The sequence below is a fragment of the Stenotrophomonas sp. 59 genome (genome assembly GCF_030291095.1).
Lineage (GTDB): Bacteria > Pseudomonadota > Gammaproteobacteria > Xanthomonadales > Xanthomonadaceae > Stenotrophomonas > Stenotrophomonas maltophilia_Q.
This window is the reverse complement of sequence record NZ_CP127408.1, coordinates 2,114,121-2,128,835: the sequence shown is the minus strand read 5'-3', so window position 1 is coordinate 2,128,835 and position 14,715 is coordinate 2,114,121. Positions and strand designations below refer to the sequence as shown.

At 66.0% G+C, this 14,715-nt stretch carries 10 protein-coding genes; 5 read left to right on the top strand and 5 right to left on the bottom strand.

Translation table 11 applies throughout. From position 1 onward, the window contains the following. Positions 1 to 119 precede the first annotated feature (119 nt). From acnB to QP552_RS09915, 3 genes are read right to left on the bottom strand one after another with little or no spacing between them, the layout of a single operon-like run. Complete coding sequence (gene acnB / locus QP552_RS09925) at positions 120 to 2,711, bottom strand: bifunctional aconitate hydratase 2/2-methylisocitrate dehydratase (protein ID WP_099554761.1); 2,592 nt, start codon at positions 2,709 to 2,711, stop codon at positions 120 to 122. A 43-nt stretch (positions 2,712 to 2,754) separates the two neighbouring features. Further along, entirely contained in the window at positions 2,755 to 3,153 is a 399-nt protein-coding gene (locus QP552_RS09920; protein ID WP_008267153.1) for a type II toxin-antitoxin system VapC family toxin, read from the bottom strand. A 6-nt stretch (positions 3,154 to 3,159) separates the two neighbouring features. Further along, positions 3,160 to 3,384, bottom strand: a complete 225-nt coding sequence (locus tag QP552_RS09915; RefSeq protein ID WP_005409505.1) for an AbrB/MazE/SpoVT family DNA-binding domain-containing protein — start codon at positions 3,382 to 3,384, stop codon at positions 3,160 to 3,162. Between the two features lie 301 nt (positions 3,385 to 3,685). Between QP552_RS09915 and acnA the strand changes: the two genes are divergently transcribed. Beyond that, positions 3,686 to 6,439, top strand: coding sequence for an aconitate hydratase AcnA (acnA, locus tag QP552_RS09910; RefSeq protein WP_286075787.1), 2,754 nt, complete (start codon positions 3,686 to 3,688; stop codon positions 6,437 to 6,439). Positions 6,440 to 6,548: 109 nt separating this feature from the next. Here acnA and QP552_RS09905 read toward each other — a convergent pair whose 3' ends face one another. Together QP552_RS09905 and QP552_RS09900 are read right to left on the bottom strand one after the other, a co-directional pair. Further along, positions 6,549 to 7,004 carry a hypothetical protein gene (locus QP552_RS09905; RefSeq protein ID WP_286075786.1) on the bottom strand — a complete coding sequence of 152 codons (456 nt, stop codon included), beginning with the start codon at positions 7,002 to 7,004 and terminating at the stop codon, positions 6,549 to 6,551. 117 nt (positions 7,005 to 7,121) lie between these two features. Then, the gene (locus QP552_RS09900) at positions 7,122 to 8,672 is read right to left on the bottom strand and encodes a BCCT family transporter (RefSeq protein WP_049453529.1); all 1,551 of its coding nucleotides are present in this window, start codon (positions 8,670 to 8,672) and stop codon (positions 7,122 to 7,124) included. Positions 8,673 to 8,842: 170 nt separating this feature from the next. Here QP552_RS09900 and betI point away from each other — a divergent pair, with 170 nt between their 5' ends. From betI to QP552_RS09880, 4 genes are all read left to right on the top strand, one after another. Then, complete coding sequence (gene betI, locus QP552_RS09895) at positions 8,843 to 9,433, top strand: transcriptional regulator BetI (protein WP_106550801.1); 591 nt, start codon at positions 8,843 to 8,845, stop codon at positions 9,431 to 9,433. Positions 9,434 to 9,471: 38 nt separating this feature from the next. Then, positions 9,472 to 10,944: a betaine-aldehyde dehydrogenase gene (gene betB, locus QP552_RS09890; RefSeq protein WP_111111790.1), complete on the top strand. Its 1,473-nt coding sequence runs from the start codon at positions 9,472 to 9,474 to the stop codon at positions 10,942 to 10,944. 101 nt (positions 10,945 to 11,045) lie between these two features. After that, the gene (gene betA / locus QP552_RS09885; RefSeq protein WP_010482497.1) at positions 11,046 to 12,728 is read left to right on the top strand and encodes a choline dehydrogenase; all 1,683 of its coding nucleotides are present in this window, start codon (positions 11,046 to 11,048) and stop codon (positions 12,726 to 12,728) included. A gap of 227 nt (positions 12,729 to 12,955) precedes the next feature. Further along, a complete protein-coding gene (locus QP552_RS09880) occupies positions 12,956 to 14,632 on the top strand; it encodes a long-chain fatty acid--CoA ligase (protein ID WP_111111789.1) in 1,677 nt (558 codons plus the stop codon). Positions 14,633 to 14,715: the final 83 nt, after the last annotated feature.

Below are 14,715 nucleotides of genomic sequence, written 5' to 3'. Positions count from 1 at the left end.
GGCGAGCGCAGCGCGGTATCGCCGCGCAATCCGGCACCCATGCAAAAACGCCGCGACCCCTCCTGGGATCGCGGCGTTTGGCTTCATCGAAGTGCCGGCCAGCGGCCGGCACTACCGCATCAGGCAGCGACCGTCTTGGCCACGTCCTGGTATTCCTCGATCTGGTCGAAGTTCATGTAGCGGTAGATCTCCGCACCATTGGCGTTGATCACGCCGATGTCCGCCATGTACTCCTCCTTGGTCGGGATGCGGCCCAGGCGCGAGCAGATCGCCGCCAGTTCCGCCGAACCCAGGTACACGTTGGTGTTGCGGCCCAGGCGGTTCGGGAAGTTGCGGGTCGAGGTCGACATCGCGGTGGAACCTTCGCGGATCTGCGCCTGGTTGCCCATGCACAGGGAGCAGCCCGGCATTTCCATGCGCGCGCCGGTGGCGCCGAAGGTGCCGTACACGCCTTCCTTGGTCAGCTCGGAGGCATCCATCTTGGTCGGCGGGGCCACCCACAGGCGGGTCGGCAGGTCACGCTTGCCTTCCAGCAGCTTCGCAGCGGCGCGGAAGTGACCGATGTTGGTCATGCACGAACCGATGAACACTTCGTCGATCTTGGCACCGGCCACTTCGGACAGGGTCTTCACATCGTCCGGGTCGTTCGGGCAGGCCACGATCGGCTCGTGGATGTCGGCCAGGTCGATCTCGATGACGGCAGCGTATTCGGCGTCGGCATCCGGCTCCAGCAGCTCCGGGTTGGCCAGCCAGGCTTCCATCTTCTCGATGCGGCGCTGCAGCGAGCGCGGATCCTGGTAACCCTCGGCGATCATCCACTTCAGCAGCGTGATGTTGCTGTTGAGGTACTCGATGATCGGTTCCTTGTTCAGGCGCACCGAGCAACCGGCAGCCGAACGCTCGGCCGAGGCGTCGGACAGTTCGAACGCCTGCTCGACCTTCAGCTCCGGCAGGCCTTCGATTTCCAGGATGCGGCCGGAGAAGATGTTCTTCTTGCCAGCCTTGGCCACGGTCAGCAGGCCCGACTTGATCGCGTACAGCGGGATCGCATTGACCAGGTCACGCAGGGTCACGCCCGGCTGCATCTTGCCCTTGAAGCGCACCAGCACCGACTCCGGCATGTCCAGCGGCATCACGCCGGTGGCAGCGGCGAAGGCGACCAGGCCCGAACCGGCCGGGAACGAAATGCCCACCGGGAAACGGGTGTGCGAGTCGCCGCCGGTACCGACGGTGTCCGGCAGCAGCATGCGGTTGAGCCAGCTGTGGATCACGCCGTCGCCCGGGCGCAGCGAAACGCCGCCACGGGTGGAGATGAACTCCGGCAGGGTGTGGTGGGTCTTCACGTCCACCGGCTTCGGATAAGCGGCGGTGTGGCAGAACGACTGCATCACCAGGTCGGCCGAGAAGCCCAGGCAGGCCAGGTCCTTCAGCTCGTCGCGGGTCATCGGGCCGGTGGTGTCCTGCGAGCCGACCGAGGTCATCTTCGGTTCGCAGTAGGTGCCCGGGCGCATGCCCTGGCCTTCGGCCAGGCCACAGGCGCGGCCGACCATCTTCTGCGCCAGCGAGAAGCCCTTGCCGGTGTCGACCGGCTGCACCGGCAGGCGGAACAGGTCGGTCGGGGCCAGGCCCAGCGCTTCACGCGCCTTGCCGGTCAGGCCGCGGCCGATGATCAGCGGAATGCGGCCACCGGCGCGCACTTCGTCGAACAGCACGTCGGACTTGACCTGGAACTCGGCGATCACTTCACCATTCTTCAGCGCCTTGCCTTCGTACGGACGCAGCTCGACCACATCGCCGTGCTCCATCTTCGACACGTCCAGCTCGATCGGCAGTGCGCCGGCATCTTCCATGGTGTTGTAGAAAATCGGAGCGATCTTCGAACCCAGGCAGACGCCACCGGCGCGCTTGTTCGGGATGAACGGAATGTCATCGCCGGTCCACCACAGCACGCTGTTGGTGGCCGACTTGCGCGAGGAACCGGTGCCGACCACGTCGCCGACGTAGGCGACCAGATGGCCCTTGTCCTTCAGGTCGAGGATCTGCTGGATCGGGCCGCGCTTGCCGTCTTCTTCCGGGGTGAACGGCGCGTCGTCGCGCTTGTTCTTCAGCATCGCCAGGGCGTGCATCGGGATGTCCGGGCGGGTGGTTGCGTCCGGTGCCGGCGACAGGTCGTCGGTGTTGGTCTCGCCCGGCACCTTGAACACGGTGACGGTCAGGCTCTGCGGCACTTCCGGGTTGCTGGTGAACCACTCGGCATCGGCCCAGCTCTGCAGCACGGCCTGGGCGTTGGCGTTGCCGGCCTTGGCCTTTTCCTGCACATCGTGGAACGCATCGAACACCAGCAGGGTCTTCTTCAGGCCGTTGGCGGCGATGGTGCCGACGCTGGCGTCGTCCAGCAGCTGCACCAGCGGGGCCACGTTGTAACCGCCGAGCATGGTGCCCAGCAGTTCGGTGGCGCGCTCGCGGCTGATCAGCGGGTTCTGCTCGCTGCCCAGCGCGATCGCGGCCAGGTACGAGGCCTTGACCTTGGCTGCGTCATCGACGCCGGCCGGCACGCGGTGGGTCAGCAGGTCGAGCAGGAACTCGGCCTCGCCCTGCGGCGGGTTCTTCAGCAGTTCGATGACATCGGCCGTCTGCTGCGCGCTCAGCGGCAGCGGCGGGATGCCAAGCGCAGCGCGCTCGGCGACGTGGTGGCGGTAGGCTTCCAACATGACAACTCCCGGGTAATGCGTAGGTTGAAAAAACAAAATGGGCTCAGGCTTGCGGCACGATCAGCTTCAGGCCCTTGAAGTAGTCGCGGTAAAACGTGTCGTTCCAGGTGATCAGGCCATCGCACTGCAGCAGTGCGTGGGCACCGACCATGAATTCGTCCAGGCTGCGGCGGCTGCCGCTGCGCTGGCGATGGCGGCGGTGCATCTCGCCGGCACGCAGCGCCGACTTGGCCTCCATCGGATTGAAGTGCACGCCCATCTCTTCCAGTGCTTCCAGCACTTCGGCGCCGCCGCGCAGCGATGCGCAGACTTCGGCCAGGGTCGCGCCACACACCACTACGCGGCCACCGACCAGACTTTGCCGCAGGATGGCTTCCACTGCATCGGCCTGCGGGCCGTTGCTGAGCAGCTCGACCAGCACCGGCGAATCGACGGCGATCATCACGGCTTACTCCTCGTCACGCACCGCGCGTACGGCTGCGTCGGACGACTCGAAGCCATCCAGCGCGAACTTGCCGCGCGCCCGTGAAATGGCATCGTCAACACTCTTGCGGAGGATGATGCGGCTGCCGTCCAGCTCGACCTTCAGCAGCGTGCCCTTGGTCAGGCCGAGGGCATCACGCACCGCCTTGGGCAGGGTGATCTGTCCGCGTTCTGCAACAGTGGCTTCCATCAGTAGGCCCTCCAGAGTATGCACAAATTATACATACTTCCCCGGGCATACTTCCACCCTGAACAGGACCGGCGACCCGCCAGCCCTTGCCTCGCAAAGGATCGGCCACAAACGTGACATACGCCATACACCTTCCCCTGTAGTCTGGAACCGATGCCGCAGGCCGGACCCGGCCCGGGTGAATCCATTCAGTTTCGGGTTCATACTGGAACTTCCGGGGCCACCAGGCCCGCGGCGACCGCAAGCAGGCCCGCCCACGCGCGAGCCACTGCAAGCCATCCGCAAGAAGGAGTTACCCCGCATGAGCGATTCGTTCTCCACCCGCAGCCAGCTGAACGTCGGCGGCAAGACCTACGACTACTTCAGCCTGCCCACGCTGGGCCAGCGCTTCGATATCTCCCACCTGCCCTATTCGATGAAGATCCTGCTGGAGAACCTGCTCCGGCACGAGGACGGCGGCGCAACCGTCGGCCCCGACCACATCGAAGCCGTGGCCCGCTGGAACCCGTCCGCCGAGCCGGACACCGAAATCGCCTTCATGCCGGCGCGCGTGGTCCTGCAGGACTTCACCGGCGTGCCCTGCGTGGTCGACCTGGCCGCGATGCGCGATGCGGTGGTCAAGCTCGGCGGCTCGCCCGAGCAGATCAACCCGCAGATTCCCTCCGAACTGGTCATCGACCACTCGGTGCAGGTCGATGTGTTCGGCAAGCCCGACGCGCTGGACCTCAACGGCAAGATCGAATTCCAGCGCAACCAGGAACGCTACGGCTTCCTGCGCTGGGGCCAGAAGGCCTTCGACAACTTCAAGGTGGTACCGCCCAACACCGGCATCGTCCACCAGGTGAACCTGGAAAACCTGGCCCGCGTGGTGATGACCGCGGACAAGGACGGCAGGGCGGTGGCCTACCCCGATACCGTGTTCGGCACCGACAGCCACACCACGATGATCAACGGCATCGGCGTGCTCGGCTGGGGCGTGGGCGGCATCGAGGCCGAGGCGGCCATGCTCGGCCAGCCGTCGTCGATGCTGATCCCGCAGGTGGTCGGCTTCAAGCTGACCGGCAAGCTGCCCGAAGGCGCCACCGCCACCGACCTGGTGCTGACCGTTACCCAGATGCTGCGCAAGCTGGGCGTAGTCGGCAAGTTCGTCGAGTTCTACGGTGACGGCCTGCAGCACCTGCCGCTGGCCGACCGCGCGACCATCGGCAACATGGCCCCGGAATACGGCGCCACCTGCGGCATCTTCCCGATCGACGCCGAATCGCTGAACTACCTGCGCCTGTCCGGCCGCAGCAAAGAGCAGATCAACCTGGTCGAGGCCTACGCCAAGGCGCAGGGCCTGTGGCACGAGCCGGGCAGCCCGCACGCCCAGTACAGCACCACGCTGGAACTGGACATGGGCACGGTGAAGCCGTCGCTGGCCGGCCCCAAGCGCCCGCAGGACCGCGTACTGCTGGAGGACGTGCAGAAGAACTACCGCGAAGCGCTGGTCGGCATGACCGCCAACCGTGACAAGCGCAGCGAGGATGTGTCCTCGTTCGTCAATGAAGGCGGCGGCGCCGCGGTCGGCAACGAGCAGCTGGCCAAGGGCTTTGCCGACATCGAGATCGAGAACCGCAAGGTTCGGCTGAAGGACGGCGCGGTGGTCATCGCCGCCATCACCTCGTGTACCAACACCTCCAACCCGGCGGTGATGATCGGTGCCGGCCTGCTGGCGCGCAACGCGGCCGCCAAGGGCCTGAACCGCCAGCCGTGGGTGAAGACCTCGCTCGGCCCAGGCTCGCGCGTGGTTACCGATTACCTTGAAAAGGCCGGCGTGCTGAAGGAGCTGGAGAAGATCGGCTTCTACGTGGTCGGCTACGGCTGCACCACCTGCATCGGCAACTCCGGCCCGCTGCCGACCGAAGTCAGTGCCGGCATCACCGCTGGCGACCTGGTGGTGACCTCGGTGCTGTCGGGCAACCGCAACTTCGAGGGCCGCGTGCACCCCGAAGTGAAGATGAACTACCTGGCCAGCCCGCCGCTGGTGGTCGCCTACGCCATCGCCGGTACCACCGACATCGACCTGACCACCCAGCCGCTGGGTACCGGCAGCGATGGCCAGCCGGTGTTCCTGCGCGACATCTGGCCGAGCAACAAGGAAATCGGCGATGTCATCGCCGCCACCATCGGCCCGGAGATGTTCAAGCAGAATTACGCCGATGTGTTCAAGGGTGACACCCGCTGGAATACCATCGCCTCGCCGGACGGCAACCTGTACGAGTGGAGCGATGCCTCCACCTACATTAAGAACCCGCCGTACTTCGATGGCATGACCATGCAGACCGGCAGCATCGACGACGTGCATGGCGCACGCGTGATGGGCCTGTTCGGCGACTCGATCACCACCGACCACATCTCCCCGGCCGGCAACATCAAGAAGGACTCGCCGGCAGGCCGTTTCCTGCAGGAGCGCGGCGTGCAGCCGGCCGACTTCAACAGCTACGGCAGCCGCCGCGGCAACGATGACGTGATGGTGCGCGGCACCTTCGCCAACATCCGCATCAAGAACCTGATGTTCGGTGGCGAGGAAGGCGGCAATACCCTGTACTACCCGGCCGGCGGCGGCCAGCCGGAGAAGCTGGCGATCTATGACGCGGCCATGAAGTACAAGGCCGACAAGGTGCCGCTGGTGGTACTGGCCGGCAAGGAGTACGGCACCGGCTCGTCGCGTGACTGGGCGGCCAAGGGCACCCTGCTGCTGGGGGTGAAGGCGGTCATCGCCGAAAGCTTCGAGCGCATCCACCGCTCCAACCTGGTCGGCATGGGCGTGCTGCCGCTGCAGTTCCGCAACGGTGAGAACGCACAGAGCCTGGGCCTGGACGGCTCGGAGGTGATCGACATCACCGGCCTGCAGGACGGCGCCAGCAAGCGCGCCACGGTCACCGCCACCAAGGCCGATGGCACGAAGAAGACCTTCGAGGTGTCGGTGATGCTGCTGACCCCGAAGGAAGTTGAATACTTCCGCCATGGCGGCCTGCTGCAGTACGTGCTGCGCCAGCTGGCCAGCAAGTAGCGTTCCATCTGTGGGGCCGAGCATGGGCTCGGCCCCACAACAGCCAGGCATGGCCTGGCTCTACTGGACGGAGTGCCCTGGGTGGGTGCGGACCTTGGTCCGCACTGCATTACGGCCCGACGCCGTAGATCCGCCACGGCGCCGCACTCGGCCCAACGTCGTACACCAGGCCGCGCAGGCCCTCCGGCATGATCGTCCCGCCATTGGCAGCGCCGGTATTGAGCACGGTCACCACCATCTCGAACGCGGGATGTGGCGCCTGGCCGATGCGCGAACAGACCACGCCACGGTCTTCGTAATGCACCACCGGGGTAAATCCACCATCGCCGCAGGCCACCGCGATGAAGCGGTAGCCGCGATCGTCGGCACTGCCCGGCATCAGCGCATGCGCGGCGTAGGACACGCGCCCCTGCCCGCCGGCATAGGCCGGCACGTGGACACGGAACTGGCCGATGTCGCCCACCGCCAGCACGGGAAAGTCCAGCTGCCGCATCGGCGGCGGCATCGGCTCGGCACGCAGCGGAACCGCAACGGACAGCAACAGGCCACAGAGGCATGGCTTCATCGGGATCTCCTGTTTGAGAAGACCCCATGGTCGATCACGACCCCATGCGACGTATCTAGGAATGCAATGAAATGTGGCAGGCATCGGCACGCGCCGATGCCCATCCACACCCACCTCTCAGCGGCGCGGTGCGTCCGGGTCGGTGCGCAGCGCCTTCAGCAGGCCCCACATGTAGAACGCCAGCGTGAACGAGAACGGCAGGCCGCACAGCACCACCGCCGTCTGCATCGCGCTGAAGTTGCCGGCCAGCAGCAGGCCCACGCTGGCCACGGTGATGCCGGCCGCCCAGAACACGCGCAGCCAGATCGGCGCGTCGTGGCCGTCCTCCACGCCGTCATCGACACGACGGGTGCACAGGTTGGCGATCATCAGCGTGCCCGAATCAACCGGGGTCAGGAACAGCACGAAGCCGATCACCACCGCGGCACCGGCCACGTACGGCGCTGCAGGCAGGTACTCGAGCAGCTTGAACAGCGTCATCGCCGCATCGTGCTGGGCCACCTCACCCAGGATCGCCTGGCCGTGGTTCAGCACCAGGTCGATGGCGGTATTGCCGAAGATCGACAGCCAGGCCAGGGTGAAGCCAAGCGGGATCAGCAGCACGCCCATGATCACTTCGCGGATGGTGCGGCCACGCGAGATGCGCGCCACGAAAAGACCAACGAACGGTGCCCAGGCAATCCACCACGCCCAGTAGAACAGCGTCCACGAGCCCATCCACTCACGGCCCTTCGGGTCGTTGAGGTACATGTCGAAGCTCTTGCGCACGAAGGCGCCCAGGTAGTCGCCGGTGTTCTGGATCAGGCCATCGAACAGGTGCAGGGTCGGGCCGGTCACCAGCACGAACAGCAGCAGGCCGCACAGCAGGCGCACGTTGAGGTTGGAGAGCCAGGCGATGCCCTTCTCCACGCCCGCAACCACGCCGATGGTGGCCACCACCATCATCACCAGCACGATCGCCACCAGCACCTGCGGCGTATCCGGGATGTGGAACAGGTAGACCAGGCCGGACTGCACCACCAGCGCACCGATACCAAGGTTGGTGACCATCGAGATCAGCGTGGCGAGGATGCCGAAGCCATCGACCATGTCGCCGATGCGGCCATGGATGCGCTCACCGAAGATCGGGTACAGCGCCGAGCGCAGCGCCAGCGGCAGGTCGCGGCGGTAGGCGAAGTAGCCCAGCGCCACGCCCACCAGCGCGTACAGCGCCCAGCCGTGCAAGCCCCAGTGCAGGAAGGTCAGCACCATCGCCTCGCGGCCGGCGGCCACGGTACCGCCAGGCTGCCCGGGCGGGTTGAGGAAATGGTCCAGCGGCTCGTAGGCGCCGTAGTACAGCAGCGCGATGCCGATGCCGGCCGAGAACAGCATCGACACCCAGGCCACGTAGCCGAACGCCGGTGATTCCTCGTTGTGGCCCAGGCGGATGCGGCCATACGGCGAGAACGCCAGCCACAGCACGAAGCCCAGGCACAGCACGATCAGCAGCATGTACCACCAGCCGAACGCCGCCGAGACCTCGGCCTGCGCCCATTGCAGCCAGTGCTCGCTGCCTTCGGGATAGAGAACGGTGAGCAGCCCGAGGATGCCGATCGACACCGAGGAACTGAAGAACACAAAACGGTTCAAGCGCAGGGGCGAACGCTTGGGATGAGCCAGGGAAGACATGGGGTCGTCTCATCAAGTCCGAGGGAGCACATGGGCGGGGCCGGACCGGTAAACCGGGCCCATGGCGTGGGGCGCGAGCGCATCCTAGGGTTTATTGATTGAACGTTCAATCAATAAAAAGCATAATGGCGGGCAGCCCGATCCTTCGGGTCGCAATCCGTGGAGAGACAATGCCGAAGAAAGGCGTGGAACCGGTACGGCGCGAACAGCTGATCCGGGCCACTTTCCAGACCATCGACGAGATCGGCATGGCCGATGCGACCGTCGCCACCATCGCGAAGAAGGCCGGGCTGTCCAGCGGCATCGTCGCCCACTACTTCGGCGACAAGGACGGCCTGCTCAATGCTGCAATGCGGCAGATCCTGCGCGAGCTGAAGGACGCGGTCGCCCGCTGCCGGGCCGACGTCGGCGACGACCCGCGCGACCAGCTGCGCGCCATCGTCGATGGCAACTTCGACGACAGCCAGATCAATGGCACCGCGATGCGCGTCTGGCTCACCTTCTGGGCCGCGAGCATGCACCAGCCGGAACTGGCCCGGCTGCAGCGCGCCAACGACCAGCGCCTGTTCTCCAACCTGTGCCACCAGTTCAACCGCCTGCTGCCCCACCCGCAGGCCCGCCTGGCCGCCCGTGGCCTGGCCGCGATGATCGACGGCCTGTGGCTGCGCGGCAGCCTGGTCGGCGGCCAGTTCAACGCCGAGAAGTCCCGGCGCATTGCCTACGGCTACATCGACTTCCAGTTGCAGGCTGGCGCGCTATAAGCGCTTCAGCACCCGCCCCCTTCCAAGGAGTACGCCCCATGACCACCCTGCCCGTCCAACAGCTCTACATCCACGGCCAGCGCGTCGACGCCACCAGCGGCAAGACCTTCAAGACCGTCAACCCGGCCACCGGTGAAGTGATCGCCGAGGTGCAGGTCGCCAGCCAGGCCGACGTCGAGCGCGCCGTGCAGAGCGCGGCCGACGGCCAGAAGGTGTGGGCCGCGATGACCGCGATGGAGCGTTCGCGCATCCTGCGCCGCGCCGTCGAGATCCTGCGTGAACGCAACGACGAGCTGGCCCACCTGGAAACCCTGGACACCGGCAAGGCGCTGGCCGAGACCACCACCGTGGACATCGTCACCGGTGCCGACGTGGTCGAGTACTACGCCGGCCTGGCCACCGCCATCGAAGGCATCCAGCTGCCGCTGCGCGAATCGAGCTTCTTCTACACCCGTCGCGAGCCGCTGGGCGTGGTCGCCGGCATCGGCGCCTGGAACTACCCGATCCAGATCGCCATGTGGAAGTCGGCCCCGGCGCTGGCCGCGGGCAATGCGATGGTGTTCAAGCCGTCCGAAGTGACCCCGCTGACCGCGATCCGGCTGGCCGAGATCTACACCGAAGCCGGCGTGCCGGCCGGCGTGTTCAACGTGGTGCAGGGCCCCGGCCGCGAGATCGGCCAGTGGCTGACCGAGCACCCGGTGATCGAGAAGATCTCCTTCACCGGCGGCGTCGCCACCGGCAAGAAAGTGATGGCCAGCGCCGCCTCCTCGTCGCTGAAGGAAGTGACCATGGAACTGGGCGGCAAGTCGCCGCTGGTGATCTGCGATGACGCCGACCTGGACCGCGCCGCCGACATCGCGGTGATGGCCAACTTCTTCAGTTCCGGCCAGGTCTGCACCAACGGCACCCGCGTGTTCGTTCCGCGCAGCATGCTGGCCGCGTTCGAAGCCGCCGTTGTCGAGCGCGTCAAGCGCATCCGCATCGGCGACCCGATGGCCGCCGAGACCAACTTCGGCCCGCTGACCAGCTTCCCGCACATGGAAAACGTGCTGCGCTACATCGAGAGCGGCAAGGCCGAAGGCGCCCGCCTGCTGACCGGCGGCGGTCGTGCCACCGAAGGCGCGCTGGCCAATGGCGCCTACGTGCTGCCGACCGTGTTCTCCGACTGCCGCGATGACATGACGATTGTCCGCGAAGAAATCTTCGGGCCGGTCATGAGCATCCTCGCCTACGACGACGAGGACGAAGTGGTGCGCCGCGCCAACGACACCACCTTCGGCCTGGCCGCCGGTGTGGTCAGCAAGGACGTCAGCCGCGCCCACCGCATCATCCACCGCCTGGAAGCCGGCATCTGCTGGATCAACACCTGGGGTGAATCGCCGGCCGAAATGCCGGTGGGTGGCTACAAGGAATCCGGCGTCGGCCGGGAGAACGGCATCTCCACCCTCGGCCACTACACCCGCATCAAGTCGGTGCAGGTCGAGCTGGGCGACTACGCCAGCGTGTTCTGACCGGCGCGCCCTGCGCGCGCCCCATCGTCCGGCCATCGTGCCGATCCGACATTCCGCCGGGACGCCTGCATGCAGCGCGCCCCGGCCTGCAGGAGACACCCATGAGCACCCATAACGAGTACGACTACATCATCATCGGCGCCGGTTCGGCCGGCAACGTGCTGGCCACCCGCCTCACCGAAGATGCCGATGTCAGCGTGCTGCTGCTGGAAGCCGGTGGCCCGGACTACCGGCTCGACTTCCGTACCCAGATGCCTGCCGCGCTGGCCTTCCCGCTGCAGGGCAAGCGCTACAACTGGGCGTACAAGACCGATCCCGAGCCCTTCATGAACAACCGCCGCATGGACTGCGGCCGCGGCAAGGGCCTGGGCGGCTCGTCGCTGATCAACGGCATGTGTTACATCCGCGGCAACGCGATGGACTACGACAACTGGGCCAGCATGCCGGGCCTGGAAGACTGGACCTACCTGGACTGCCTGCCGTACTTCCGCAAGGCCGAAACCCGCGACATCGGCCCCAATGACTACCACGGTGGTGATGGCCCGCTGCGCGTGACCACGCCGAAGGCCGGCAACAACGAGCTGTTCGCGGCGATGGTCGAGGCCGGCGTGCAGGCCGGCTACCCGCGTACCGACGACCTCAATGGCTACCAGCAGGAAGGCTTCGGCCCGATGGACCGCACGGTGACCCCGAAGGGCCGTCGCTCCAGCACTGCCCGCGGCTACCTGGACCTGGCCAAGCCGCGTCCGAACCTGACCATCGTCACCCACGCGCTGACCGACCGCATCCTGTTCTCGGGCAAGCGTGCGGTGGGCGTGCAGTGGCTGCACAACGACCAGCCGCAGCGTGCCACCGCCCGTCGCGAAGTGCTGCTGTGCGGCGGCGCCATCGCCTCGCCGCAGATCCTGCAGCGCTCCGGCGTCGGCCCGGCCGACCTGCTGCGCAGCTTGGACATCGACCTGGTGCACCACCTGCCGGGCGTTGGCGCCAACCTGCAGGACCACCTGGAAATGTACCTGCAGTACGAGTGCAAGAAGCCAGTCTCGCTGGCGCCGGCACTGAAGCTGTACAACCAGCCGGCGATCGGCGCCGAGTGGCTGTTCCTGGGCACCGGCATCGGCGCCAGCAACCAGTTCGAGGCCGGTGGCTTCATCCGCAGCGACGCCGAATTCGACTGGCCGAACCTGCAGTACCACTTCCTGCCGGTGGCGATCAATTACAACGGCTCCAACCCGATCAAGGCACACAGCTTCCAGATGCACGTCGGCTCGATGCGCTCGCCCAGCCGCGGCCGCATCCACGTGCGTTCGAAGGACCCGCGCGAACATCCCAGCATCCTGTTCAACTACATGTCACACGAGCAGGACTGGCGCGAGTTCCGCGCGGCGATCCGCATCACCCGTGAGATCTTCGCGCAGCCGGCACTGGCCCCGTACAGCGGCCGCGAGATCTCGCCGGGCAGCGCGCTGCAGACCGACGCGCAGATCGATGCGTTCGTCCGCGAGCATGCCGAGACCGCCTACCACCCGTCGTGCTCGAACAAGATGGGCCATGCCGATGACCCGATGGCTGTGGTCGATGGCCAGGGCCGCGTGCACGGACTGGAAGGCCTGCGCATCGTCGATGCCTCGATCATGCCGCAGGTGGTGACCGGCAACCTCAACGCGCCGACCATCATGATGGCCGAGAAGCTGGCCGACGTGATCCGCGGCCGCACCCCGCTGGCCCGCAGCACCGCGCCGTACTACAAGGCCAATGGTGCACCGGTGCGCAAGCAGGGCTGAGCCAGCCGCTCACGGTGAAACACCCGCCGGGCATGGCCCGGCGCTACCAGGCGCGTCCTGCCTTCGGTAGCGCCGGGCCATGCCCGGCGCCGTTTGACGCGTTCGCACAATGCGCCACGCAAACCCCTCTTCGCGTTTTCCCTACGGCGGGGTATGCTGCAATGAACGGCCATTGTCGCTACGCTCAGGGCCGGAACCTAATACATCACGATTCCTGGAGGGGGAATATGAGTCTGGATCGTCCCTGGCTGCAGAGCTATCCGAAAGGCGTTCCCGCCGAAATCGACGTCAACGAGTTCCATTCGGTAGCTTCGGTCTTCGACGCTTCCGTCGCGAAATTCCGCGACCGTCCGGCCTACTCCAGCTTCGGCAAGGTGCTCACCTACGGTGAGACCGATGCGCTGGTCACCCAGTTCGCGGCCTACCTGCTGGGTGAGCTCAAGCTCAAGAAGGGTGACCGCGTCGCCCTGATGATGCCCAACTGCCTGCAGTACCCGGTGGCCACCTTCGGCGTGCTGCGCGCAGGCCTCACCGTGGTCAACGTCAACCCGCTGTACACCGCCCGCGAGCTGAAGCACCAGCTGGTCGACGCCGGCGTGACCGCGCTGGTCGTGGTCGACAACTTCGGCGATACCGTCGAGCAGGTCATCGCCGACACGCCGGTCAAGCACGTGATCACCACCGGCCTGGGCGACCTGCTCGGCGCCAAGGGCGCGATCGTCAACTTCGTGCTGAAGTACGTCAAGAAGATGGTGCCCAACTACCACGTCAAGGGTGCCGTCCGCTTCAGGCAGGCACTCAAGCTGGGCAGCCGCCACGCGCTCCCGCCGGTCGAGATCGACCACGACGACATCGCCTTCCTGCAGTACACCGGCGGCACCACCGGCGTGGCCAAGGGTGCGATGCTGACCAACCGCAACCTGATCGCCAACATGCAGCAGGCCTCGGCCTGGATCAGTGCGTCGGGCATCGAGATGGGCAAGGAGTGGATCATCACCGCCCTGCCGCTGTACCACATCTTCGCACTGACGGCGAACGGCCTGGTCTTCATGAAGTTCGGTGGCTGCAACCACCTGATCACCAATCCGCGCGACATGAAGGGTTTCGTCAAGGAGCTCAAGTCGGTGCGCTTCACCGCCATCACCGGCGTCAACACGCTGTTCAACGGCCTCCTCAATACCCCCGGTTTCGACACGGTCGACTTCTCGTCGCTGAAGGTCACCCTGGGCGGCGGCATGGCCGTGCAGCGCGCCGTGGCCGAACGCTGGAAAAAGGTGACCGGCGTTACCCTGGTCGAGGCCTATGGCCTGACCGAGACGTCGCCGGCGGCCTGCATCAACCCGCTTACCCTCACCGAGTACAACGGTTCGATCGGCCTGCCGATCCCGTCCACCGATGCCTGCATCAAGGATGACAACAGCAACATCCTGCCGCTGGGCGAAGTCGGCGAACTCTGCATCAAGGGCCCGCAAGTGATGAAGGGCTACTGGCAGCGTCCGGAGGAAACCGACAAGGCCATCGACGCCGACGGCTGGCTGCACACCGGCGACATGGCGAAGATGGACGAACACGGCTTCTTCTACATCGTCGACCGCAAGAAGGACATGATCCTGGTGTCCGGCTTCAACGTGTACCCGAACGAAGTCGAGGATGTCATCGCGATGATGCCCGGCGTGCTGGAAGTGGCTGCGGTCGGCGTGCCGGACGAGAAATCCGGCGAGGTGGTCAAGGTGGTCATCGTGAAGAAGGACCCGAACCTGACCGCCGAAATGGTCAAGGAACATGCCCGGGCCAACCTGACCGGTTACAAGCACCCCAAAATCGTAGAATTCCGAAAGGAGCTGCCGAAGACCAACGTCGGCAAAATCCTCCGTCGCGAACTCCGCGATACGCCCGCCCAGTAAGGGTTTCGGGCAGTTTGAACGGCTTCGGGCCCGGGACGGAAACGTTCCGGGCCCTTTCGCATGCGGCGCCCCGGTGGCGGTGT

What these genes read in the sequence shown, in the direction of transcription:
- QP552_RS09920 (WP_008267153.1), bottom strand. Translation starts at nt 3,153, where the DNA reads ATGATCGCCGTCGATTCGCCGGTGCTGGTCGAGCTGCTCAGCAACGGC.
- betI (WP_106550801.1), top strand. Translation starts at nt 8,843, where the DNA reads ATGCCGAAGAAAGGCGTGGAACCGGTACGGCGCGAACAGCTGATCCGG.
- QP552_RS09880 (WP_111111789.1), top strand. Translation starts at nt 12,956, where the DNA reads ATGAGTCTGGATCGTCCCTGGCTGCAGAGCTATCCGAAAGGCGTTCCC.
- betA (WP_010482497.1), top strand. Translation starts at nt 11,046, where the DNA reads ATGAGCACCCATAACGAGTACGACTACATCATCATCGGCGCCGGTTCG.
- acnA (WP_286075787.1), top strand. Translation starts at nt 3,686, where the DNA reads ATGAGCGATTCGTTCTCCACCCGCAGCCAGCTGAACGTCGGCGGCAAG.
- QP552_RS09900 (WP_049453529.1), bottom strand. Translation starts at nt 8,672, where the DNA reads ATGTCTTCCCTGGCTCATCCCAAGCGTTCGCCCCTGCGCTTGAACCGT.
- betB (WP_111111790.1), top strand. Translation starts at nt 9,472, where the DNA reads ATGACCACCCTGCCCGTCCAACAGCTCTACATCCACGGCCAGCGCGTC.
- QP552_RS09915 (WP_005409505.1), bottom strand. Translation starts at nt 3,384, where the DNA reads ATGGAAGCCACTGTTGCAGAACGCGGACAGATCACCCTGCCCAAGGCG.
- QP552_RS09905 (WP_286075786.1), bottom strand. Translation starts at nt 7,004, where the DNA reads ATGAAGCCATGCCTCTGTGGCCTGTTGCTGTCCGTTGCGGTTCCGCTG.
- acnB (WP_099554761.1), bottom strand. Translation starts at nt 2,711, where the DNA reads ATGTTGGAAGCCTACCGCCACCACGTCGCCGAGCGCGCTGCGCTTGGC.